Consider the following 24,729-nt stretch of genomic DNA (forward strand, 5'->3'; position numbering starts at 1 on the left):
CTCTGTGCTATTTTGGTCCGATGAGGAACTGAGGCTACGAGCGTGACGCGAAAACTGGCGGCGATCCTGGTCGCCGATGTGGTCGGCTACAGCCGCCTCGCCGGTGCGGACGAGGATCGCATTCTGGCGCGGCTGAGAACATTGCGCAGCGATCTGGTCGATCCGACCATCGCCGTACACAATGGCCGCGTCGTCAAGCGCACCGGAGATGGAAGCCTCATCGAGTTTCGCAGCGTCGTCGACGCCGTGCGCTGCGCGATCGAGGTGCAGACGGCCATGGTCGAACGCAATATCGGCGTGCCTCCCGAGCACCGCATCGAGTTCCGGGTCGGGATCCATCTGGGCGACGTGGTCGAGGAGAACGACGGCGACTTGATGGGCGACGGCGTCAACATCGCGTCACGGTTGGAGGGAGTTGCGCAGCCCGGCGCCATCTGCCTCTCCGAAGACGCCTACCGCCAGGTAAGAGCGCGGCTTGAATGTGCCGTGACCGATCTCGGCAAAGTCCCTCTCAAGAATATCGCGGAGCCGATGCGGGTCTATCTGCTTCAGGTCGGAACCGGCTCGCAGCCGGCGCCGGCACGGCAACCGGGAGAGCAGCCCGCGGCGAAACTGCCTTCGGCTGCAGTCGCTGCCGACAAACCCTCCATCGCCGTACTGGCTTTCAACAACATGAGCGGCGACGCCGAACAGGAATATTTCTCCGACGGAATCAGCGAGGACATCATCACCGACCTCTCGAAGCTGTCCGAGTTGCACGTGATCGCCCGCAACTCATCCTTCGTCTACAAGAATGTGACAGCCTCCGTGCCCGAGATGGCCAAGGCGCTCGGTGTCCGCTATGTCCTCGAAGGCAGCGTGCGCAAGGCCGGCAACCGCGTGCGTGTCACGGCGCAATTGATCGACGCGAGCAATGGCGGACACATCTGGGCCAGCCGGTTCGATCGCGACCTTACCGACATCTTTGCCGTTCAGGATGAACTGACCCAGGAGATCGTCACAGCGCTCAAGCTGAACCTCACGCATGGCGACCAGGATCGCTTAGCCCAGGGGCGCGCAGTCGATGTCCGCGCATATGAGCTTCTATTGCGTGGCCGCGAACAGGCCTCGGCCCATACCCGGACGGGAAATTGTGCCGCCCGTAGCCTGGCGGCGGATGCGATCGCCATCGATCCCGGCTATGCGGCGGCCCAGGCACTGATTTCCTTCACCCATGTGCTCGACTACATCAACGCTTGGAGCACCGATCCCGAAGCTTCGCTGCGGATCGGACTGGATCTGGCGCAGCAAGCTGTGGAAATGGCCGAGCAACAGCCCAACGGCCATTTCGCCCTAGGCATGGCCTGCATGTGGAACCGCGAACTGGACCGGGCGCGGGCGGAAGTGCTGCGCGGCCTCGCGCTCTCGCCGAATTCCGCCGCACTCCTGATGCTGATGGCCCATATCCAGATATTCTCCGGCGATCCCGCAACTGCGCTAGAAACACTCGACGCATCGATGCGGCTTGATCCGCATTATCCCGAGGTGCTGTTCCAATTTCTAGCCGACGCGCATTTTTCTCTCGGTGACTACGAGCAAGCAATCATCGCGATCGAGCAGCGGCTTCAGCAAAACTCACAGTCGGAAACGGCCTATGCCCTGCTCGCATCATGTTACGGCCATCTCGGCCGGAAAGAGGAGGGCCGACAGGCGTGGGAGAAGGCACTCCAGATCAATCCCAATTTCTCCGTCGAGCGGCGCCGCCGCGTCCTTCCATTCCGCAACCCCGAGGATTTTGACCGCCGCGTTGAGGGACTACGCAAGGCGGGAGTGATGGTCCCGGATGTCCGTCATTGCTAGCAGAAATTGCGCTCGAACCGATTGTCGCGGGCTGTTCATGTCGCCAGCGGGTGCCTGGGCGAAAAATTTCTCAGATCACGCCTCCCGACAGGAGGATATGGCCGGCGAGCATGATTTCAGCCGCGCGAAGGCTGATGTCATTCTGTGAATGGGCTGACACCATGCACCATCGAGCCGATAGATTATCGCAGCCCGTCGATAGGCCGCAGCATTCATTTTTTCCCGTCCGCCAGCGCCTCTTTCCGCCGGCGACGCGGCAGCAGTGATTTTAGGTACCGCCACATCGGCGAGATAACGTAGCTTGCAACCGGAATTGTGATCAGGCCGGCGACAATACCGACGATGCCGGCTCCTGCCGCCTCGACGGTCCAGCGCAGCACCGACGCCGCAACGGGAATGGCATGGACGGCCACCTCCCCGGCATCGTGGATCAGATGCGCAAGGCCGGCCACTCCATAGGCTTCGAGGCCGTGAACGATGATGCCGCCGCCGACCCAGATCATAGCAGCCGTTCCGACAATACCGAGCGCTTTCAGAAAATAAGGCATGCCAGTGACAAGCCCTCGTCCGATCACGCGCAAGAAGGGACCCATCGGAGGCGCCGTCTGCGCACGCGCCATCATCAGACCCAGATCATCGGCCTTCACGATCAGCGCCACGCCACCATAGACCAAGGCCGTTATGCCCAACCCAACGACGGCAAGGATGAAAGCCTGCGTGAATATGCTGTCTGACGGGACTGCTGCGAGCGTAATCGCCATGATTTCCGCCGACAGGATGAAATCTGTCTTGATCGCGCCGGCGACCTTCTGGTCTTCGAGCGATTGCGCATCCAGGCTTGTTGCCTCGAGTGCCGATTCATGAGCGTGGGCGGCATGCGGCAGCACCAGTCCGTAGACTTTTTCCACGCCCTCGTAGCAGAGAAAAAGTCCGCCGATCATAAGAAGCGGTGTGATCGCCTGTGGTGCGACGAGGCTGAGGATAAGCGCCGCGGGAAGCAGGATCAGAAGCTTGTTCTTCAGCGAACCCACCGCGATCTTGCCGATAATCGGCACTTCGCGTGCTGCCGAAAATCCGGTGACGTAGCGGGGTGTGACTGCCGCATCATCGATGACGACGCCTGCCGCTTTCGCGCCGGCCTTGGCTGCCTGGCCGGCAATATCGTCAAGCGAGGCCGCAGCCACCTTGGCCAAGGCGGCGATATCATCAAGAAGGGCGATCAAGCCAACGCTCATTCGAGGCTCCGTTGAGAAGATAGACTCTGACACAGCAAAAAGCGGAAAACTCGACATCGAAGCGACACGTGGCATCCTCTCCGGGAAGATGCCACGCAGGAATCGTGACAGCAATGGCCGTTTATTCGACTGGCATCGGGCTCCGCCCATTCTGATCGGACAACGAGAGCACCGATGCCCGACTATCGCCTTGAAAACAAGCGCCCCTGCGTCGACGACGGACACGGGCATTTGGCCGGCGACAAGAAGCAAGCTGCTGATCTTTAGAAGGTTTAAGGGCTGATCACCGAGTCTAGCAGCTATTCAACTTAGCCGACGCCGCTCCAGACATGCTCCGACCGCGAGCGGTTCACTGCAATGACTGAACCTTGCCTTTTCCAGAAATTACGGTGTCGTCAAGGAACTCCCCTTTTGATGCTGTGCACATAGAGCTACCACTTCAGCTTCAATATCGCGGCAGAGCTGTTCATATTCCGCGATCAGTTTGCTGTTGGCTTCAGCGTTGAAGCTGAAGCGGTCGAGCGCGGTGGTGGCAAGCTCATAAGACTCGAAAAGCTCGTCGATCGCATCGTTCGGAAGGAGTTGCAACTGGTCGCGCAAAGCCGGTAGCTTGAGCATAAGTTTCTTCCGCCCCCGCTCTTTGCTGCGGATGGAATGCATGCCGTCCTCACCTTATGCCGTTTCAACACATATCGGATACGTAATGGGATCTGCCGCAGATCGTTCCATACCGGCGCATTTTCTGGGCTTGGATGCGGTATTGATCGCAGTGGAAGGGCTTTGGAAAAATGGTGTCAATCTCCGCTGGAAAGCGTTCGCGACCCTCCTATAATCGTGGCTGCAACGGCCTCGCCGGGACCAATCAAACGGTTTGCAGAACCCTCGGTCAGCCGGTCCCCATTTCGATCTGGCCAGCAGCTGCCGGCATAGAGGATACGCGATACTACAGGCCTTTGGCGTTTGTCGATGCTAGCTTGGCAAAGGCGCCGGCGGTCAGGCAGGCCTCTCACGCCAGGATGCAGGTTAGAAACGGGGTATCGACCCGCGTGAAACTACTCGAAATATTTTCTCCAGAAGCTCGTTGCATGGGCAAGCGCAGCCTCTTGCTGGTTCTGCTCATGCTGACGGGCTGTGGCCATCAAACCGGTGTGATGACACCACTCGCCGGCGCGGCGTCGACACCTTCTACCGCAAAGGTCGACATGCTGGTCGCCACGACCCGCCAACCGTCAGGTGACCCTGCGACGCTTTTTAACGGGGAGCGAAGTCCGAAGCCGCACCTAACCGAAGTGTCCATTTCCATACCGAGCAATCGCAAGCCGGGAACGGTTCAGTGGCCCGACCGCCTGCCGCCCGATCCGGCAACGGACTTCGCAGTGACCCGGGTGCAGCAGGTCTCGACAGTCGCTGAGGGCCGGGCGTGGTTCAGGCAGCATCCGAAAGGCGGCCACGCGCTGGTATTCATTCATGGATTCAACAACACCTATGAAGATTCCGTCTTCCGCCTGGCCCAGATCGTCCACGACAGCGGAATGCAGGCAACGCCGGTGCTGTTTACCTGGCCGTCGCGAGCCGAGGTCGTCGCCTACCAATATGACAAGGAAAGCACGAACTATTCACGCACAGCTCTGGAGCAGGCCTTGCGCACCTTGGCGGGCGACCCGAACGTCACGGACATAACCATCCTTGCCCATTCGATGGGAACATGGCTGGCCATGGAATCCCTGCGCCAGATGGGAATCCGCGACGGCCACGTGAACGGCAAGATTCACAATGTCATCCTCGCCTCGCCCGATATCGACATCGAGGTCTTCGCCAAGCAGTATGTCGAGCTCGGTGCGCCACGGCCGAAATTCACGATCTTCGTCTCACAGGACGACAAGGCGCTAGCCGTCTCGCAGTTCATCAGCGGGCGCGTCTCCCGCCTCGGGGCAATCGACCCGACGCAGGAACCCTATCGTTCAAAGCTGGAGAAGGCGGGCATCACAGCGATCGATCTAACAAAGGTCAAGACGAAGGATGGCCTCAACCACGGCAAGTTCGCCGAAAGCCCGGAGATCGTGCAATTGATCGGCCAGCGTCTCATGACCGGGCAGCCGCTGACGGATTCAAAGGTGACCCTCGGCCAGGGGATTACAGCAGTGGTCGGGGGCACGGTGTCAACCATCGGTACTGTTGCAGCCTCCGCGGTAGCCGCGCCAGCCGTCATAGTCGAGCAACCGTTGAAACGGAACCAGCGACCAAGTGCAGCCGCTGACCGGCTTGACGACAACCTGAAGCCGCAGCCACTCACTCAATAGTGCAGCGGCAGCTTCGCGGGAGCTGGGATTCTCGCAAACGTCTTTTTCGGAAATCACCGTATTTTACGGTAACCTACGTCCTGACGATTTGGCTTATGGAGCAGGTTCTCTGACGCTACGGTGCCAGAGCCTCGCGAGGGCGAAAGCTCCATCCTCGGCAAGTACGTCTGCTAAACGGAGGAGCTAACGCCGTTGTTTCACTTCCTATTCGGCAGCAGCCTCATCGCGGCCACCGTTGCCATTCAAGCGGCATGCATGTCCGCTGGTCTCAACGTCTTTCGTCGCCTGGAAGAGACCAGTCCTGCATTTCTGTCGAAACGGCCGACCACGATCACAGTAATATGGGTTATCTATCTGATGATGCCGATCATGATCGATGTCTGTCTTTGGGCCGTATTTTACTCGGTCATAGAGGCTCTGCCGAGCTTCGAGGACGCCATGTATTTTTCGACCGTTACATTCACAACAGTGGGTTACGGCGACATTGTCTTGGCAAAGGAATGGCGCCAGGTCGCCACTTTCGAAGCGGTCAACGGCTGGATCATATTCGGGTGGGCGACCGCGCTGATGATGGCGGTCATTCAGCGCCTGTACTTCCGTTCGGGCACGTAATGGATAAAGCCATTAGGACGGCGCAGCCGGCGGCAGAAGAAACAGCGTGAGCCCGAAAATCGCATAGACGGCCAATGCCATCACGCCCATATACCAGACACCGCGGCCGCCATTCGATAGGAAGGTCGCCGCCATGGTGGCGATCAGCATCATGGTGACCGCGCCCGGCCAGAATTGCAGAGACATCGGTTCAGGTCCGAGGAAATAGCTGACGATGACGAGGATCGGCGCGACGAAGAGCGCGATCTGTGCAGCACTTCCCAATGCGATGCCGACACTGAGATCGAGGCGGTTGGCGCGCGCTGCCGAAAATGCGGTCGTCATTTCCGCCGCTCCTCCGACCAGCGCAACGACGATGAAGCCGACGAAAGCAGGCGTCATGCCGAGGCTGTCGGCCGCTCCCTGAACTGAGCCAACGAAGATTTCACTGATCAGTGCGACGAAAAGCGTGACGACGACAAGGATGACGACGCTGACGGTGATCGGCCAGGAACTGTGGTCCTCCTCGGCATGGCTTGCGCTTGCAAACAATTCGCGGTGCGTTTTCAGGGAAAAGAACATCCCCATCGCATAGACGGCGATCAGCAGCACAGCCAGACCGAGGCTCAGTTTCTGCGAAACGACGGATGTTTGATCCACATCGCTGATGATCGATGGCACCATGATGGCGACAGTCGCCAGGAACAGCAGGCAGGCTTGGAAGCGCGCATTGACCCTGTTGAACTCCTGCACATGATGCTTCAGTCCTCCGAAGAGAAATGCACCGCCCAGCATGAACAGGGTATTGGTGACGATGGCGCCGGCAAGTGATGCCTTGACCAGCAGATACTGACCGGCCTGCAAGGCAGCCAGCGAGATCACCAGTTCGGTCAGGTTTCCGAGTGTGGCATTGAGCAAGCCTCCGACCGCATCTCCCGTCCGCGCAGAGACCGCCTCGGTTGCCCGACTTAAGAGCATTGCCAGAGGCACGATCGCACAGACCGACATGGCAAAAAGAAGCGTATGCGCTTGCGGAGATGTGTGCTCCAGCAGAATGACGAGCGGAACGAAGACGATAAGCACCAGCAGCGGTGCCTGCCGGACCTCGGTCACTGCAGCCCTGGTTATCGCAGAGATGCGAGATGGTGCGATCGCGTCTCTCTGCTCAAGATTACGCATGGCAATCTCCGTCTCTCCTGCCCTTGGACAAGCCTACCGACAACACCGCCTTCGCGCATTGATCCCAGTCAAATGCTTGGCCTCGTGCAGGAACGAAGAACCTCTGGGGGTTCGCATCGCAAGGCAGCTCCTTCGATTTCAGCCGGCGGATCGCAGCCAGGCATTGCCTGCGGGCCTGAGTGGGATCACCATCTTCATCAGTTGAGGGAGATTGCGGGCCTTCATCTTCGCCATGACATTTGCGCGATGAACTTCGACGGTGCGGGCGCTGATGCCGAGTTCAAAAGCAATCTGCTTGTTTTGAAGCCCGTCGACGATCCCGGTCAGCACCTGCTGCTCGCGCTGGGTCAATTGGTGAATACGCGCCAGCACGACATCGTCACGCTGTTCCTCCGATATCTCCGAATGCGCGATCGCTTCCTTGATCGCGGCGATGAGGACATCTTCCTTGAAAGGTTTTTCAATGAAGTCGACGGCGCCCGCCTTCATTGCCTGAACCGCCAGTGCAATATCGCCGTTACCGCTGATAACGATAGCCGGTATGCCGTTGTGGTGCGCCTTCAGACATTCCAGCAGTTCCAGGCCATCAAACCCTTGCATCCTGAGTTCCGTAAGCAGGCAGCATTTTCCTTCCGAAAGAGGCTGATCCAGAAACGCCGTCGCAGACGTATGCGCTCGCACCGCAAAGCCGGCGCAGACAAGCAGGAAGGTCAGAGACTTTCTAACCTCCTCCTCATCGTCGACGATGTGTACGGTGATGTCGTTTTGCATGAACCACCTCGCCCGTAGCGCATTCGACCAGGGGCGGCCTGAACAAATGCCCCAGCCAAACACTAGCACCGTCAGGCTGCAAGCGCCTGTAGCATCACGTAAGCTCTCGCGATGGGGGTTGACGCTACTGCCGGCTGGATATCGCATCAGCGATCTGCCGGGCGATTTCTTCTTGGACGTCGAGAATACTTCGGTCCTGAAAGGTTCTGTCATAAGCGCCTGTCCAGGTTACCGTTCCGTCGGAGCGATTAACCAGCCGGATTTGTACATGCAGCCTGGAACCGTCAGTTCCCAAGCTTCCCTGCAGGGAAAACTGCGGTTGGGTGGACGCAGTGATTTGCGTTTGCGGACCCGCCGACTTGACGATGACGGACCTGATCTTCGTCAACTGCGCGATGACCTCATCCGTCAGCCCCTTGGCGATGTCTGCATCGCCATTCTCGCGACCTGTGCCGACGAGAGGTTCCACGATGATCTCAGCCTTTAATTCATCTCCCCTAGACGAAACCGTTGCGACGGCGGGGGTGGAGGAGCCGAAAAGCCCTTCGAGCGGTCGTACCAGAGAGAGGATCGCGATAAGACCAAGGACAAGTGGTACGCCGATCGGCAGGAGGAGATCCCGATAGGCAAATGACTGTTTCTGTTGTGCCGCCGGCGCCGAGTGCAGCCGGTGGTCCTTTGGCTGAGAATGGTGTTCTGATGAAATGGCCGACCGACTTACGATGAAGCTCGGTACGTATCGACCCTTGGGAATGGTGATCTGGATGGGATCGTCTCGCCCGACCACCAGATAGTAGCGCTCCAAGGCCCGGCGAATGCGTCCCGCCTCGATGCGAACGACCGGGTCGTTTTGCGCATCGAAGGACGCATCCCGGCCGAAGACTGCCTGGGCAATAGCGTAAGCTTTCAGGTTCGTCTCCCGTCCCGCCAGGGTTTCATCGACAATATATGCCAGAAACCGCCGGCTCCGGTCCGGAGCCTGAAATTCCACGCTCGATAGGATACGATCAAGCTGCGCACGGACCCTTGCGGGTTCCGCTATCGGATCATTGCCTTGCCCGCCTTGCGAGCCCATCGCGCCCTCCCGTGAACACGCCGTTTGACCTCACCGGTGCTCGACGCCGACGCTTATGGTTTGGTAGCCTGTGCCTCTGATTATTCCGGCAATGCAGTCTGGCGGAAGAAAGTCTCGATCGGCTCGTCCGGCGGGCCAAACCAGGTGGTGAAGAACGCCCGGAATTCCGGCGCGGCATAGGTCAGGCTCAGCGCGCGATCGACGCTGAGCCTGAAATCCTCATCGCCCCTGGTCATTTCGAGCCCCAGAGGCTGGAAGGTAAAATGGCGCTTCAGAACGATCAGATTGCCGGAATCATCACTGCGTGCCGCAGCGTCCATCAGCAGTGACATGTCGCCGAACAGCACCGCCGAACTCCCGTCACGAACGCGGTCGACACCCTGCTGGTAGTTATTGACCGGCACCGTCGTTGCGGCGAGCTGGAAGGTCTCGATCCTGTCGGAGAGCCACCGTTCGCTGCTGGTCCCGGCAATCGCCGAAAATGTCTTGTGTTCAAGGATCGTGCGCGCCGGAGAGCCGCGCCAGATCGGCCGGCTCGACGGCTGCCCGTATTCCAGGACCTCGCGCAACGCCAGCGGCGCACTTGCTCTCAGCAGCGCGCCCGTGCCGCTCGGAAAGATCGGCAGCGAGAACGAAACCTCCTGCCTGCGGCTGATCGTTACCGGCTCGGCCGCACAAACGAGATCGACCACGCCGTCCTGTATGGCCCGCGGCCGGGCATCGTTGCCGAGCGGAACCCATTCTATGTTCAATTGCGAGAGTTTCAGCTCCGCCCTGACGCTGTCGGCAATCTTGTTGCAGAGCGCGACTGCATAGCCATCGGGCGCACCCTGGTCCGACTTGAACGAAAACGGTCTTGCATCGGGATCATAACCGAGCTTCAGCGAACTGCTGCCACGGATACGATCCAGCGTCTGTGCGACAGCCGGGGTAAAGGTGGCAGTTGCCAGTGCACCGATGAAGATGGAGGTGGCAATCGCTGTCCACCGCCCTTTGCTGATTGGCATGGTTCGTCCTCCCTTACCCTATTCTGCCGGCACGTGGTTCGCGCCGCTCGTAAAGCGCGGCGCAATCAGGCCGTAGATGATGAAACCGATGCCCGTGACCAGCATGCCGCCGAGCACGGCGTCCTTCCCGGAGGCGTAGATGGCGAACACGCTGTAGAGCATGCCGACAAGGGCGATGGCGGCATTGAGCCGGTATTTCGCCTGGGGCACGCGCGCCGCCTTCATGATGACGAAGAGCGAGGACAGCGCGATAATGTATGGCAGCACATTGGTGACGACGGCGAGGTTGACGAGAGCCGAAAACTGTTCGCTGAGCGTCGGCGATATCGTCATCAGCGCCAGGCCTGTCTGCACGACGCCGAGGATGATCATTCCCTGGACCGGCGCCCCCATCTCGTTCACCCGTGAAAACACGGTCGGGAACATCCGCTCTTCCGCAGCCGTCCGGGCGGTTTGCGCAATCGTGAACTGCCATCCGAGAAGCGAGCCCAGGCAGGCAAGCACGGCAAGTGCCATGATGATCGAACCGATCGTCGGGTTGAACATCGTGGCATAGGCGAGCGCGAACGGACCGGTCGACGCGGCGAGATCGGCATTCGGCACGATGCCCTGAATGACTGTCGTCGACAGGATGTAGATGACGGCCGCCCCGAGCGTGCCAAACATGCAGGCAAGCGGCACATCACGTTTCGGGTTCTCGACGGCATCGGAATTTTGCGCCGCCGACTCCATACCAAGGAAGGCCCAGAGCGTCAGGGAAATGCTCGACCCCATCCCCTGGCCGAGCGAAAGCCCCTTCGGGGTCCAGGCGGCAGCAAAGGTGCTGGAACTGAACCAAAGCCATCCGATGATCGATAGCAGTCCGACCGGCAGGATAACGCCCCATACCGTGACCGAGCCGATGCGCCCGGTGATGCGCGGACCGCCGAAATTGGCGGCGGTCGTCAGCCAGAGAAGAATGATCAAAGCCACGCAGGTCATGATCGGGGTGGAGGTCAGCGCCGGGAAAAACCCGGCGAGATAGCCGACGGCGGAGATGCCTATCGCAACATTGCCGATGGCGAGCGACAGAAAATACAGGAAGAACACCATGAAATAGCCGTCCTTCCCGTAGGCATCCTCGGCATAGGCGGACATGCCGCCGGGCCGCTGATTGAACAGGCCGGCCTGTGCGAACCCATAGGCGATCGCCATCGAGCCGACGGCGGTCACGATCCAGGAGAGCAGCGAGATCGCCCCGACCTGCGCCATGTTGGCGGGAAGCATGATGATGCCCGATCCCATCATGTTGACGGCGACGATGAAGGTGAGCTGCACCAGGTTCATCTTCTTCTTGGCCGTGGTTTCGGTCGCGAGATGCATTGTGTTGTCGGTCATGATGAGATCCTCCGTCCCCCACTCGCGCACGACATACGTATAGAACTTGATCCGCCCATCGATCCGTTCCTGGAACACGCCCTGCACTTCGTAATTGAAGCCGGGGAAACGATTGAAGGATTCCTCAAAGGCCAGGAAATAGTCGCGCATCGGCCGTGCTCGCTCGTCCCAGCGCTCTCCCGGCACGATCACGCCGATGCCCGGCGGATAGATCAGCGCCAGTGTCGCCGAGATGCGGCCGGCGGCCTGGGCGAGCGGCACATAGTCGACATTGTTGGCGACCAGCGCTTCATAGGCCTGTTTCGGTGCGATCGCCGGCTCCGGAAAGCTCTCGGAGCGGAAGCAGAGCCGCTGCAAGTCCTTGACGCCGGCCTGACGATAGAAGGAATGCATCTCCTTGCAGACCTGGCGAACCGTATAGCCCGCATAGCGTTCGCGATTGGCCGCAAACACGGTCGGCAGTACCTCCGGCAATGGCGCGTCCCGATCCCAGAGGTTCTTGAACTTCACCAGCTTGGCGACCAGCGTATTCAGCTTGCTTTCGTCCTCTGCCGGCGTCAGCAGGAAGAGCAGGCTGTTTAGGTCGCACTTCTCGGGCACGACCCGCTGCTCGCGAAGATAGTTGGCGACCACCGTCGCCGGAATGCCGAACTCGCGATATTCGCCGGTCTCGCGGTCGATGCCAGGCGTGAGCAACGTCAGCTTGTTGGGGTCGACCATCGTATAGCCGGGCGCGTAACCGGCATAACCATGCCACTTCGCCTCCGTGTCGAAGCGCCAGCACTGCTGCTCGCGCTTCAGCACATCGGTCGGCACATCCTCCCATCGTATCTCGGCGAGGTCGCTCGTATGCGTCGAACCGGAGACGGTGATCTTGTCGGGTACGAAGGGATCGAAGAACCATTGCTCTTCGGGGCTCGCGGCCTTGCACTCATAGTGCTGCACGAAGCCGCGTAACTTCTTGCGCACCTCGATGCCAAGTCCGATACAGCGATCCCAGAGCATCTCGCCGGCCTTGCCTTCATGGACCTTGGCGTTGACGTCGAGCGAGGCAAACAGCGGATAGAATGGCGATGTCGACACATGCATCAGCAGGGACTCATTGAAGCGCTTGTGCTCGATGAACCGGCGCTGGCCCTTGATATGTTCGTCCCGCTTGTGGATCTGCGAGGCTTGCGAAAAGCCTGCACCCTGCTTGTGCACCGATTGCGTCGAGAACAGCCCCGGCATGTCGGGCCGCAGGTCGTCGAGGCGCATCGGGCTGTGGCCCTCGAACAGCGGATGAAACGCATTGTATCCGATCCAGGCCTCGTCCCAGAGCACGTAGTCGCAGAGATGGCCGATCTTCTCCATCACCTTGCGCACGTTGTAGATGGTGCCGTCATAGGTGGCGAGCTGAATGCAGGCGAGACGGAAGGGTCTTTCGCCATCGGCGCGGCTCTTGTCGGCAACGAGCGGATGCGACGCGATCTGGCGTCGCAGCCAGGTCTCGTCCCACGCCTCCCAATCGACGGCGCCGATCATGCCGAAGGCGTTGCGCGCCGTCGGTAGAAAGATCGGGATGGCGCCGGCCTGCACCAGAGCGCCCTGATGAAGAGACTTGTGATTGTTGCGGTCGAAGAGCACGAGATCGCCCGCCCGCAATACGGCGTTGGTGACGACCTTGTTGGAGGTGCTCGTTCCATTCAGGATGAAGTAGGTGCGATCGGCGCCGAAGATGCGCGCCGCCTGCTTCTGCGCTTCCGCCGCCGGCCCCTCGTGAATCAGCAGATCGCCAAGATCGACGTCGGCATTGCAGAGGTCGTTGCGAAAAACGCTTTCGCCGAAATATTTGAAGAAGAGCTGGCCGGCCGGCGACTTCCGATAAAACTGCCCGCCCTGGTGGCCGGGGCAATCGAAGGCGATGTTGGCCTCGCCGTCATAAGCCATCATGCCGCCGAAGAACGGCGGCAATAGCGACTTGCCGTAGTTGACCAGGCTCGAGATGATCTGTTTGGCGTAGAAGGCTGGTGTCTGCTGACCGAGATAGACGAAACCGTCGACTTCGCCGGCCATTTCGACGACATTCATGTCCGCGATGGTGAGGCTATCGGCCATCGCCCAGATGGGAGTGCGAAAACCGCCATCGCGGACGGAGCGAAGGAAGGTGCGCGCACTCTGCAGCCGCCCGCCTTCCACAGAGCCAATGTAAGCGCCGACTGACGCATCCTCGGACACGTCGGCGGAATAATCGTCGCGCAGCTCGACATCATAATTATCGGCGGATATCTGCGCCAGCAGCGCCAGCGCCTGCTGATCGTTGCGATCGACGACCGCCACGATCTTCAAGAGCTTGTGGAAAGGGATGGCAACGGTCGGAGACTTCACATCGCGAGGGATCATTCTGGCTTCTCCTGCGTGATGCAATCGACAAGATACCGCCGCCGGCCATCACCGGCGGCAAACCGCAGCCCGTGGATGTCGGTCTCGAAACCCGGGAATTTGCGGTCAAAATCGCGGGCATAGAGGAGGTAATCCTGGATCGACTTGGTCGATTGCGTGATCCGCTCGCCCGGCATGATCAAAGGAATGCCCGGCGGATAGGGAACGATCATGACCGCAAGCACGCGGCCCATCAGGCCGTCGATCTCGACGCTTTCGATCTGCCCCTTGACCAGCCGATCATATGCGTCCGCCGGTCTGAGTGCCATCTCGGGCAGGACCGTATACATCTCGCGCTGCGCCTTCGGCACATCATCCCTACGATAGACTGCATGGATCTGCTCGCAGAGATCCTTCAAACCCAGGCCGCCATAGGCTTCAGGATGCGCCGCGGCGAGGGCCGGCAGCGCGCGCGTCAGCGGTGCATTCGTGTCGTAGAGGTCCTTGAAATTGATGAGTTCGGTGACGAGCGTGCTCCACTTGCCGCGGGTAATCCCCATCGAAAAGAGAACGAGGAAGGAATAGAGGCCGGTCTTCTCGATTTCGATGCGGCGCGAGGACAGGAACTTCGTGACGACGGCGGCGGGAATGCCGTGTTCCTGCATGACGCCGCTTGCCGACAGTCCTGGCGAAAGGATGGTGACCTTGATCGGATCGACCATCACGTGATTTTCGGCCAGGCCCGCAAAACCGTGCCAGGCATCGTTCGGCTTCAGGACCCAGTCGGCGTGGGTGTCGCTCGGCGTCTGTTCGGCAACCGTCGGTTCCCAGACGTCGAACCACCAGCCTGCTGCCGTCTGCTCTCGAACGGAGTTCATGGCGCGGCGGAAGCTGATTGCCTCGTCGATCGTTTCCTGAACGAGTGCCCGCCCGGCCGGCTGTTCCATCATCGCGGCCGCGACATCGCAGGATGCGATGATGCCGTATTGCGGCGAGGTCGACGTGTGCATCATGAAGGCTTCGTTGAACCGGGTAATGTCGAGACGCTTGTTCTCGGCATGCTGGATGTGGATCATCGATGCCTGCGAAAGCGCCGCCAGCAATTTGTGGGTCGAATGGGTGGCGAAGGTTATGGCGTTTTGCGACCGCGCCGGCTGTGCCGAGGAAATGGCGTGAAAGCCGTCGTAGAACTCATGAAAATTGGCGTAGGCATACCAGGCCTCGTCGAAATGCAGCACCTCGACCGCGTTGCCGAGCGACGCCTTGATCGCATCGATATTGTAGCAGAGCCCATCATAGGTGGAGTTGGTGATGACCATCAGCCGCACCTTGCCGCTTGTTTGGCCGGCAAACGGGCTGGCGGCAATCTTTCCGGCGATCGCTTCAGGCGTGAACTGGTCTTTCGAAATCGGCCCGATGATGCCGAGGCCGTTTCGCGACGGCGTCAGGTAGATCGGCGTCGCTCCGGTCATGATCAGCGAGTGCAGGATCGACTTGTGGCAATTGCGGTCGCAAAGCACCAGATCGCCACGCCCGACCATGCCGTGCCAGACGATCTTGTTTGCGGTGGATGTGCCGCCGACGACGAACAGCGTTTCGTCAGTACCGAAGATGCGCGCGGCATTGCGCTCGCCCTCGGCGATCGGTCCGACATGATCGAGCAGCGAACCGACGCTGCCGACGGATACCGAGATATCCGACCTCAGCGTATTCTCGCCGAAGAAGCTATAGAACAGTTGCCCGACCGGGCTTTTCCGGAAGGCGACGCCACCGCCATGGCCGGGCGTATGCCAGGAATAGGCACCCTCCAGGGTATAATTCATCAATGCCTTGAACATCGGCGGCGGCAGCCGGTCGAGGTAATTGCGCGCCGCCTGCACGATGGCGCGCGCCATGAACTCAGCCGAATCCTCGAAAAGCCGCAGGAATGCATTGGCGTGACGCAACACGCCGGCTGGAACATCTTCGGCGGTCGTGTCGTCACCAAAGAGGAAAATCGGCAGCCGGTCGTTCTTCCGGCGCTTTGCGCTTAGCACCTCTTCCAGCACTTGCCAGCGCGAGGCCTTGTCTTCCGTACCGTCGACGGAAACCAGCCAGCAGGCTTCCGTGTTGAAGATATGCACGAGACGGCGCGCATCCTCATAGGAGAGACCGGAAACGATGCGGAAGCCCTCATTCTCGATCGCCGCCGCCAGATCGCGCATGCCGCGCCCGGCGGCACTCTTGCCGTCAAAATCCTCGTCGATGACGGCGACCGGAAATGCCTTATGGAATTCCATGCGACCCTCCAGAACCCGGTGTACAGAGGCGCCGCCGCGCCGCGCAGCCGCACTCGTCTCAGGCTGGAGAACCGTACACGCCGGGCCCACAATCGTCGTTGATCGCAATCAAGATGGGAGCAGAAGCTTGGCGAAGGCGAAGGGACAAGGCTCCGGAAGCCTCTATTCTGCCCATTCCATATCCGCCGTGAAGGCGATCGTCAGCCAGCGATTGGCGCTCTCGTCCCCGATGGCAGCGCCGATTTCGTCGCGAAGAGCATCCCACTCCTCGATGGTCTTCGCAGGCAAACCCTCGGGCACAATGAAATAGAGTTCGATCTGCATCGCCCTGCCGACGCGGGCGACATAGGCGCGGTGGGAGAGGAACCCGAGACGATGAACCACCGCCGCGGCAACGTCGTCGACATGCTCCTGAAGATCGACCGGCGCAATCAGCAGGATCTCGGTCAGGGCCTTCCAGACCGTGCCGATCGGAAGCGGGATCATCACCAGGCAGACCAATCCCAGAACCGCCGGATCCACATAGTTGGCGACCCAGGCAAAGGGCGTCGGCTGCACGGCAAGGCCGATGAGAAACGCGACCAGCAAAGCAAGCGCAATACCGCCCGACATGATCCAGGCCTTGATGTCGAGGGAAATGAAATCCGATTTCAGGCCGCGGTTCAGCCGGATGCCGACGACGGCCATGACAGCACAAACGAGCACCGTCATGGCCGAATATGCGATCGCGACGCCGAAATGGAGCTCGTGGCCGCCGCTGAGAATGCTGATGATCGCGTTGATCAGCGCATAGACCGAAACCGTCATCAGCAGGCAGCCGTTCAGCATCAGCACGATCGGCTCCAGATGCCAGAAACCCATGGTGGAGCGATTGCGAATCCTGCCTGACACCGCGTCGCTCTGCGCCGATTTCACGATCAGGCTCGAAACCCACAGCGCAAGCCCGGTCATCGCTGCATCGGCCAGTGAATAGACGCCATCGAAGGCGATGGAAAACGAGCCCGAAAGAATGCCGAAGACGATGCCGAGCGCGGCGATCACGACGGTTGCCACAATCGAGATGCGCAAAAACCCCTGCTCGTTCCACATCGGCACCTCCCTGCGGCCAACCCGCCCGCCGGTCCATTCTAGCGCCTCCGTGCCGATCGTGAAGGGATCGAAGGCGATCATCGACTACGCATTGAACCGGATTGCGGCTGTCGATCTTTAGCGTGAAGATCACCCTCGGACATCGCCGCCCGGGGAACCATCGGCACCAAGCAACCGGCGGCCTATCGGAGGGGATCTCATGACAACGTCGCCGAATGGCAAGAGTCTGGGACTGGCCGCCTGCACCGCCATCGTCGTCGGCAACATGGTCGGCTCCGGCTTTTATCTTTCGCCGGCCGCCGTTGCGCCCTATGGCAACCTTGCAATCATCGTCTGGATCATCATGGGAGCCGGCGCAATCTGCCTTGGCCTCACCTTCGCACGGCTGGCCAGTCTCGTGCCGGCCGTCGGCGGTCCCTACGCCTATACGCGGCTGGCTTATGGCGATTTCGCCGGCTTCCTGATTGCCTGGGGCTATTGGATATCCATCTGGACGTCGCTTCCCGTCATCGCCATCGCTTTCGCCGGCGTGATGGTCGATCTCTTTCCTGCGCTCGGCAACCGATTCACCGCGACATGCCTGACGCTTGGGGTGATCTGGGCGATCGTGCTCGTCAATCTGCGCGGTGTCCACGCAGCCGGACTGTTCGCGCAGGTCACCACCTACGCCAAGCTTATTCCGTTCGGTGCCGTTGCCATTATCGGTCTCCTCTACATCGACACGTCGCATTTCTCCGAATTCAACCCCAGCGGCCAGCCTCTTCTGGGATCGATCGCAGCGCTGGCGCCCTTGACCATGTTTGCCTATCTCGGGCTCGAATCCGCGACCGTTCCCGCAGGCGATGTTCAGGACGCGGAGCGAACCATCCCCCGTTCGACCGTTCTCGGAATCTCGATCGCCGCGGCTCTTTATGTGCTCGGCACGATCGTCGTGATGGGCCTTGTGCCTCGCCAGGAACTCGTCCATTCGGTCGCGCCGTTCTCACAGGCCGCGGGTATCATGTGGGGACGCGGCGGAGAGCTGGCGATTTCGCTCGCCGTCATTCTCTCATCCATCGGCGCCCTGAACGGCTGGACGCTGCTGATGGGCCAGGTTCCGATGGCTGCCGCCCGGGACGGTTTGTTCCCTCCGCTCTTTGCACGGCTCTCGCCCCGCGGCGTGCCGGCCATCGGCATGGTCGTCTCGGCCGCGCTTGCGACCCTCCTGGTCTTAGTCCAGGCCCTCGGTTCCGAGGGCTTTGCCGCCGTCTATCGCCTGATGGTCGGGTTGAGCACCATGACGGCGGTCGTCCCCTATGCTTTCTGCTCGCTTGCCAGAACCCTGGTGGCCGCCCGCTTGAGCAATGGGCGAGGTTTCCCCCGCGTCACCGCGATCGAACTCATCGCCTTCGTTTTCGCGATGTTCACCCTCTATGGTTCGGGCGCTGAGCCGGTGCTTTACGGTCTCGTCCTGCTCATGCTCGGGATCCCAGTCTATGTCTGGCAAAGACGCAACGCGGCGGCGCCGGTCGACAGCGAAGAGATGGCAGCAGCTGCCACGCGCCCGGCCGTCTCTTGATGCAATGTCGCCACGTTCATGCGTGCCAGGTCAGGTCGGAGAAACCGCTGCTGATGATCGTCCCGCACTCGCCGCGGACCATCGCCGCAATATCCGCCAGGGCTCCGATTGCAGAGGTCTTTCCGGCCCCCTCGGCGAAATGGCATGCGGCATCGACCTTCGGCCCCATCGAACCGGCCGGGAAGGAGAATTGTTTCATATCTTCGGGACGGGCCTTGTGAATGGATTTTTGAGACGGCTTGCCCCAGTCCGTGCAGACGGCACGGGCGTCGGTTGCCATGATCAGAAGATCGGCATCGAGTTCACGCGCCAGAAGCTCCGAGCACAGATCCTTGTCGATCACGGCTTCGACGCCGATCAACTTTCGGTCGCTGCCTTTTTCGTACATCGTCGGAATGCCGCCGCCGCCGGCACAGATGACGATGGTTCGCTGTTCCAGCAGCCATCGTACCGGGCGGATCTCGAAGATGCGCTTCGGCAGCGGCGATGCGACCACGCGCCGCCACTTCTCGCCGTCCTGCTTGAACACCCAGCCCTTTTCTGCGTCAAGACGATCGGCGTCGGCCTTGTCGTAAACCGGGCCGACGAATTTTGTCGGGTTCTGGAAGCCGGGATCGGCGCCGTCGACCTCGACCATGGTCAGAAGCGTTGCCAGCGGCTGCTCGAAAGGCAGAAGATTGCCGAGCTCCTGTTCGAGCATATAGCCGATCATCCCTTCGGTTTCCGCGCCGAGCACATCGAGCGGATAGGCCTCGTCGGGCTTGTAAGCCGCACCTTGAAGCGCCAGCAGCCCGACCTGCGGTCCATTGCCATGAGTTATGATCAGCTGGTGGTTGGCGGCCAGCGGCGCGATCGCTTCCGCCGCGACCCGCGCGTTTTGCCTCTGGACATCCGCGGTCATGGCTTCTCCGCGCCGGAGAAGAGCATTGCCGCCAAGCGCGATAACGACACGCATCCTAGTCTCCCAAGGTCGCGACAAGCAGCGCTTTGATCGTGTGCAAGCGGTTTTCGGCCTGCTCGAAAGCGACATTGGCCTCGGACTCGAAGACGTCATCCGTCACTTCGAGGCCGTTGCTCATGCCGTAGTCTTCGGCGATCTGCTTGCCGAGTACCGTCTCGCTGTCGTGGAACGCCGGCAGGCAGTGCATGAACTTGGCCTGGGGATTACCCGTCGCCTTCATCAAGGCTTTGTTGACCTGATAGGGCGTCAGCAGCTTGATGCGTTCGCGCCACACATCCTTGGGTTCGCCCATCGAGACCCAGACATCCGTATGGACGAAGTCGACGCCGCGGACAGCCTCCTCGGGATCTGCCGTGACCAGCAGCCGCGCGCCGGACCTTTGCTGCAGCTCCTTAGCAATCTGCATATATTCCTCCGACGGCCAGAGCGATTTGGGGCCGCAGATCCGCACGTCCATTCCGACAAGGCAGCCGACGATCAGCAGCGAATGTCCCATGTTCGAGCGCGTGTCGCCGACATAGGCATATTTGATATCGGCAATCGGCTTGTCGCTGTGCTCGCGCATGGTCATCACGTCGGCCAGCATCTGGGTCGGATGGTATTCGTCGGTCAGGCCGTTATAGACCGGAACGCCCGCATAGCGGGCGAGCGTTTCGACGCCCCGCTGCGCGGATCCGCGATATTCGATTGCATCGTACATGCGCCCGAGGACGCGGGCCGTATCCTTGAAGGATTCCTTGTGCCCGATCTGCGAGCCCGACGGATCGAGATAGGTCACGTTGGCGCCCTGATCCGAGCAGGCGACTTCGAAGGCGCACCTGGTCCGCGTCGAGGTCTTTTCGAAGATCAGGCAGATCTCCTTGCCCTTGAGATGCTGCTGCTCGGTTCGGGCATACTTGGCCCGCTTCAGGTCGCGGGCGAGGTCCAGGAGATATCGGAATTCGCGCGGGGTATAATCCTGCACGGTCAGAAGCGAACGATTGCGCAGATTGAAGCTCATTGTCTTGCTCCGTTGGGTCTGTTGCGTGTGTGCGAGACGTCAATATGCGGGGTCGCGCCATATGGGGCATGTCATGCAGTGCCCGCCGCCGCGGCCGCGGCCGAGTTCGGAGCCCCGAATGGTAATGACTTCGATGCCCGCCTTGCGAAGCAGCGTGTTGGTATAGGTGTTGCGGTCGTAGGCGACGACGACGCCGGGCTCGAGCGCGACGACGTTATTGCCGTCATCCCATTGCTCGCGCTCGGCCTGATAGGAGTTGCCGCCGGTCTCGACGGTGCGCAATCGAGCCAATCCGAGCGCCTCGCTGACGACGTCGAGCATCGGTCGATTTTCGGGATGGACCTCGAATGTGCCGTCGTCATCTATAGGGTGCATGCTGTAGCAGCGGATCTGGTCAACCACCTCGGCAAACAGTGTAGCAACGTCGCGATCGCAGAAGCTGAAAACAGTATCGAGGTGCATTGCCGCGCGGCTCTTCGGCATCAGGCAGCCGATCACCCTCGTTGCCGCTTTGCTCCTGAACAGCGCCTGCGCCACCTGGCCGACGGCCTGATAGGTCGTGCGCTCGCCCATGCCGATCAGCACCGTGCCGTTGCCGATCGGCATGACGTCGCCGCCCTCCATCGAGGCATTGGCAAATTGCTGATCTGAGTCGCCCCACCAGATCTGGAAATCGCCATCCTTGAACGACGGGTGAAACTTGTAGATCGCACGCTGGAGCAGGGTCTCGGCGCGTCTTGCCGGCCAGAACATCGGATTGCATGTCACGCCGTTATAGATCCAGCAGGACGGGTCGCGTTGGAACAGCGTGTTGGGAACCGGCGGTATGACGAATTCGGATTCCTCCAAGGCGCTGAGCATCAATGACTTGGCCTTGACCTCGGGAAGATCGGCGATCGAAATGCCCCCGATCATGTATGCCGCGAGCTGCATGGGGGGCATCTCGTCAAGCCAGGGCCGCATGGCTTCGGCGATCTGCGAGCCGAGCACATTCGGAGTGATCCGGCGATCCAGCACGAAATCGCGTGCCTGCTTGTCGGCAAGCGTCTGGCCGAGCAGATCATGAAGCTCGAGAACCTCGACGCCCCTCTCCTGCATCTTCAGGACAAAATCGAAATGATCCTTCTGTGCCTCGTGGACCCACAGCACATCATCGAAGAGGAGGCTATGGCAATTTCCGGGTGTGAGACGCTGATGAGCCAAGGATGGCTTGCAGACCATCACGGTCCTCAGCTTTCCGACCTCCGAGTGAACACCGAAACCGCGCATGAGGTTCTCCCTGGCTTCGTGTCTGGACCGTTGGGCGTGTCTCATCGACCAACGGCGTGCCCCGCGGGCGCCAACCGATCTGTGCTAGGTTAAGTTGACGGGTCTGGTGATGTCATTGATCGCGAGCAATGTTCGACGCATCAAACGGCTTGCATCTGTTTATCTCAGTGACGGGTGCCGCGCCGCCGGTCAGTGGCATAGACCTCCTCGACCAGCCACCCCCGCCAATGGGTCGGGTGTACATCCAATTCGTCGCCGGTTCGTGCGTCGACCCAGGCGCCGGACATTCTCTGACAGGGAAAGACAAGCGCGTGGACACCTTCGTCGTCGATCACGGCGAGTTCGATATCCTGCGCAAACGGTGCATCAATGATTGGTCGCCACATTCTGGGCACCTTACCGCAATGCTGGGGGCTCGACCGCTACCTGGACGTGCACGACGGCCGGGCCGGATTGATGATCCTAGCCTATCGGCCTGCAAAGTTCCTTGATCCGGATCACTTCCCGCGAATGGAATTTCGACCAGCAACCGACGACCGCCGGATCATTGACGCTAGACGATCGAGGGTGACGACCGGATCGACTTCTTACCCACCGCTCAGTACCCGCCGGCCTTCGCAACGGCGGTTTGGTCGCGCTCGGCTGCGGCTGCGCGAGCGCCGGCGATCAGCAGCGAAATGTCGTTCGGCCCAATCATGAAGCGATAGCCAAGCGCGCGCAGGTCAGCCCAGTCTCGGCCGGCGCCGAGGATCGTCGCGAGCGGTTTGCCCGCGGCAGCCGCGGTGGCTTCAATCCGGCGAAGCAGGTCCTGCGGCGCGGGCTCCATCATCCGTTCCAGGTGGTCGATGGATCCCGCAAGGTCGTTCGGCCCGATGAAAATCAGGTCAACCCCATCCACGGCAGCAATTTGAGGAAGGTTTTCGACCGCCTCGATATGCTCGCATTGCAACATCAAAAGCAGTTCGTCCTTTGCTTCGTCGCGGGCGTAGCCGGGGCGCGCGCCCCAATCCGACGCCCGCACGATCGGTGCTGCATAACCGCGGCGGCCGGCTCCCGGATAGCGGCATGACTGGATGATGCCGCGGGCCTGTTCGGCGGTATTGACCATCGGCACGATCAGCGATCGGAAACCGCGGTCGAGCACCCGCTTCAGCGTCGTGTCCGAACCGTCGGGAACGCGCAGAACCACATCGGCTCCGGCAGATTCGGCAGCGCGCGCCACCGCCACCCAATCGTCCAGATCGCCGACCCCATGTTCGCCGTCTATGACCAGCGTGCTCCAGCCATGGTGGACCATGATCTCGGCAATGTCGGGATTGCTCAGTTCGATCCATGCGGCCGCGACCTGTTCGCCAGCCGCAATCCTCTGCTTGAGACGGTTCATTTGCTTTCCTCCAAATCGAAAACCTTGCCGGGATTGAGAATGCCTTGGGGATCCAACGCCGCTTTGATCTGCCGCATCAAAGCCAGTTCTTCCGGCGTGCGGGTGTAGTTCAGATAGGGCTTCTTCAACAGGCCGATCCCATGTTCGGCCGAAATTGTGCCGCCGAAATCGCGCACGGTCTCATAGACGCTGGCGGAAATTTCGGCCATCGGCTGTTTCTCCGCCCCGCGCGACAGAGCAACGAGATGCAGGTTTCCGTCGCCGATATGGCCGTAATAGACCGACAGCACGTTCGGGATGCCCTCTGCCAGTCGCTGACGGCAGGCTGTTACGAAGTCGTCCATCTTCGCCACCGGCAGACCGATATCGAAGGCGCAGTGAGGACCGAGCCGGGTGCCGAATTCCGAGCAGGCATCGCGCGTTGCCCAGAATGCCGCCACATCGCCCATGCTTTGCGATATCGCGGCATCGGCAATCAGTCCCGCCTCGAACCGTGCTTCGATCCACGATTGGAATCGGGGACCGTCGATATCCTCGGCAAGACCTTGTGACTCGATCAGGACGTAGAAGCCGTGCGGAGCCGCCAACGGCGAGCGGACGCCGATCGTCACCGTCGCCTCGTGCCAGTAATCGGGCCACATGACCTCGAATGCCGACAGCATTGGCCCCAGCCCGCGCCTGGCCGCGCCCAGCAAGGCGACCACTTCGGCATAACTGTTCAGTCCGCAAAGCGCCGCATTCACACAGCCGGGCTTCGGCTGCATCCGAAGCACTGCGCGGGTGATGATCCCCAATGTTCCCTCGGAACCGATGAACAGCTGCTTCAGATCGTAACCTGCATTGTTCTTGATCATCTTGTTCAGGCCGGTGACGAGGCTGCCGTCGGCAAGCACATATTCCAACCCGAGCACCATCTCGCGCGCCATGCCATAGCGGATGACTCGATTGCCGCCGGCATTGGTGCCGAGGTTGCCGCCGATCTGGCACGACCCGCGCGCGCCGAGATCCAGTGGGATGAAAAAGCCGGCATCGTCGGCGGCGCGCTGGATCACTTCCAGCGGCGTGCCCGCCCGCACCGTCATCGTCGAAGCGGCAGGATCGATCTCTTCGATCCCCGAATAGCGTTCGAGCGAAATCATCACCGCGCCGTCGATGGGATGCGCGCCGCCCGCCAGCCCCGTAAGACCGCCCTGCGGGACAACCGCGATACCATGGGCCGCACAGATGCGCATCGCTTCGGCAATATCCTGAGGGTTATCCGGCCTGACAACCGCCAGCGGCGGCTCGGAAGGCAGATAGCTGGTGTCCTGGCGATTGCGCGCCGGAATGTCGGGGCCAACAAGAAGGGCTACAGATGGAAGCGCCTGGGCAAGCGTTGCAAGGCAGGCGGACGGGTCTGGGTGCAGGGGCATCGAGGGTCCTGTAATGAAGAGATACGCCGGCGCGGCCCGGAA

At 60.7% G+C, this 24,729-nt stretch carries 19 protein-coding genes; 4 read left to right on the top strand and 15 right to left on the bottom strand.

The genetic code is table 11. The features are described from left to right. Positions 1-42 precede the first annotated feature (42 nt). Positions 43-1,839 (top strand): adenylate/guanylate cyclase domain-containing protein, encoded by a 1,797-nt coding sequence (locus tag RLEG4DRAFT_RS28415; RefSeq protein WP_003581953.1) that lies wholly within the window; start codon positions 43-45, stop codon positions 1,837-1,839. Positions 1,840-2,051: 212 nt separating this feature from the next. Here RLEG4DRAFT_RS28415 and RLEG4DRAFT_RS28420 read toward each other — a convergent pair whose 3' ends face one another. Further along, entirely contained in the window at positions 2,052-3,074 is a 1,023-nt protein-coding gene (locus RLEG4DRAFT_RS28420) for a DUF808 domain-containing protein (protein WP_003581954.1), read from the bottom strand. A 384-nt stretch (positions 3,075-3,458) separates the two neighbouring features. Then, positions 3,459-3,734, bottom strand: coding sequence for a hypothetical protein (locus RLEG4DRAFT_RS28425; RefSeq protein ID WP_003581957.1), 276 nt, complete (start codon positions 3,732-3,734; stop codon positions 3,459-3,461). Between the two features lie 425 nt (positions 3,735-4,159). Between RLEG4DRAFT_RS28425 and RLEG4DRAFT_RS28430 the strand changes: the two genes are divergently transcribed. After that, positions 4,160-5,374 (top strand): alpha/beta hydrolase, encoded by a 1,215-nt coding sequence (locus RLEG4DRAFT_RS28430; protein ID WP_003581958.1) that lies wholly within the window; start codon positions 4,160-4,162, stop codon positions 5,372-5,374. Between the two features lie 192 nt (positions 5,375-5,566). Further along, a complete protein-coding gene (locus RLEG4DRAFT_RS28435) occupies positions 5,567-5,986 on the top strand; it encodes a potassium channel family protein (protein ID WP_003581959.1) in 420 nt (139 codons plus the stop codon). A gap of 12 nt (positions 5,987-5,998) precedes the next feature. Here RLEG4DRAFT_RS28435 and cax read toward each other — a convergent pair whose 3' ends face one another. The 7 genes from cax to RLEG4DRAFT_RS28475 all read right to left on the bottom strand — a co-directional run bounded on the left by cax (position 5,999) and on the right by RLEG4DRAFT_RS28475 (position 17,103). Further along, the gene (cax, locus tag RLEG4DRAFT_RS28440) at positions 5,999-7,144 is read right to left on the bottom strand and encodes a calcium/proton exchanger (RefSeq protein WP_003581960.1); all 1,146 of its coding nucleotides are present in this window, start codon (positions 7,142-7,144) and stop codon (positions 5,999-6,001) included. Between the two features lie 138 nt (positions 7,145-7,282). Further along, entirely contained in the window at positions 7,283-7,915 is a 633-nt protein-coding gene (locus RLEG4DRAFT_RS28445; protein ID WP_003581961.1) for a response regulator transcription factor, read from the bottom strand. Positions 7,916-8,039: 124 nt separating this feature from the next. Continuing rightward, positions 8,040-8,990 carry a hypothetical protein gene (locus RLEG4DRAFT_RS28450; protein ID WP_003581962.1) on the bottom strand — a complete coding sequence of 317 codons (951 nt, stop codon included), beginning with the start codon at positions 8,988-8,990 and terminating at the stop codon, positions 8,040-8,042. An 80-nt stretch (positions 8,991-9,070) separates the two neighbouring features. Continuing rightward, complete coding sequence (locus tag RLEG4DRAFT_RS28455) at positions 9,071-9,997, bottom strand: amino acid ABC transporter substrate-binding protein (protein ID WP_003581963.1); 927 nt, start codon at positions 9,995-9,997, stop codon at positions 9,071-9,073. Positions 9,998-10,015: 18 nt separating this feature from the next. After that, positions 10,016-13,756 (bottom strand): putrescine-ornithine antiporter, encoded by a 3,741-nt coding sequence (gene potE, locus RLEG4DRAFT_RS64520; RefSeq protein ID WP_003581964.1) that lies wholly within the window; start codon positions 13,754-13,756, stop codon positions 10,016-10,018. Continuing rightward, a complete protein-coding gene (locus RLEG4DRAFT_RS28470; protein ID WP_003581965.1) occupies positions 13,753-16,014 on the bottom strand; it encodes an Orn/Lys/Arg decarboxylase N-terminal domain-containing protein in 2,262 nt (753 codons plus the stop codon). The genes potE and RLEG4DRAFT_RS28470 overlap by 4 nt, the downstream gene beginning before the upstream one ends. A 162-nt stretch (positions 16,015-16,176) precedes the next feature. Further along, on the bottom strand, positions 16,177-17,103 hold the full coding sequence (locus RLEG4DRAFT_RS28475) for a cation diffusion facilitator family transporter (protein WP_037094890.1): 927 nt from the start codon (positions 17,101-17,103) through the stop codon (positions 16,177-16,179). A gap of 199 nt (positions 17,104-17,302) precedes the next feature. Here RLEG4DRAFT_RS28475 and RLEG4DRAFT_RS28480 point away from each other — a divergent pair, with 199 nt between their 5' ends. After that, positions 17,303-18,661, top strand: a complete 1,359-nt coding sequence (locus tag RLEG4DRAFT_RS28480) for an amino acid permease (protein WP_003581968.1) — start codon at positions 17,303-17,305, stop codon at positions 18,659-18,661. 16 nt (positions 18,662-18,677) lie between these two features. On the opposite strand, the gene arcC is transcribed toward RLEG4DRAFT_RS28480, so the two are convergent. The 6 genes from arcC to RLEG4DRAFT_RS28510 all read right to left on the bottom strand — a co-directional run bounded on the left by arcC (position 18,678) and on the right by RLEG4DRAFT_RS28510 (position 24,687). Next, a complete protein-coding gene (arcC, locus tag RLEG4DRAFT_RS28485; protein ID WP_003581970.1) occupies positions 18,678-19,616 on the bottom strand; it encodes a carbamate kinase in 939 nt (312 codons plus the stop codon). A 1-nt stretch (position 19,617) separates the two neighbouring features. Beyond that, the gene (locus tag RLEG4DRAFT_RS28490; RefSeq protein WP_003581972.1) at positions 19,618-20,622 is read right to left on the bottom strand and encodes an ornithine carbamoyltransferase; all 1,005 of its coding nucleotides are present in this window, start codon (positions 20,620-20,622) and stop codon (positions 19,618-19,620) included. Between the two features lie 39 nt (positions 20,623-20,661). Continuing rightward, positions 20,662-21,891, bottom strand: a complete 1,230-nt coding sequence (arcA, locus tag RLEG4DRAFT_RS28495; protein ID WP_003581974.1) for an arginine deiminase — start codon at positions 21,889-21,891, stop codon at positions 20,662-20,664. Between the two features lie 164 nt (positions 21,892-22,055). Then, a complete protein-coding gene (locus RLEG4DRAFT_RS28500; protein ID WP_003581975.1) occupies positions 22,056-22,277 on the bottom strand; it encodes a hypothetical protein in 222 nt (73 codons plus the stop codon). A 212-nt stretch (positions 22,278-22,489) separates the two neighbouring features. Continuing rightward, positions 22,490-23,275, bottom strand: a complete 786-nt coding sequence (locus tag RLEG4DRAFT_RS28505) for an HpcH/HpaI aldolase family protein (protein WP_003581976.1) — start codon at positions 23,273-23,275, stop codon at positions 22,490-22,492. After that, positions 23,272-24,687 (bottom strand): FAD-binding oxidoreductase, encoded by a 1,416-nt coding sequence (locus RLEG4DRAFT_RS28510; protein WP_003581977.1) that lies wholly within the window; start codon positions 24,685-24,687, stop codon positions 23,272-23,274. Before RLEG4DRAFT_RS28510 ends, RLEG4DRAFT_RS28505 begins: the two co-directional genes overlap by 4 nt. Positions 24,688-24,729 lie beyond the last annotated feature (42 nt).

Source organism: Rhizobium leguminosarum bv. trifolii WSM2297, assembly GCF_000271845.1.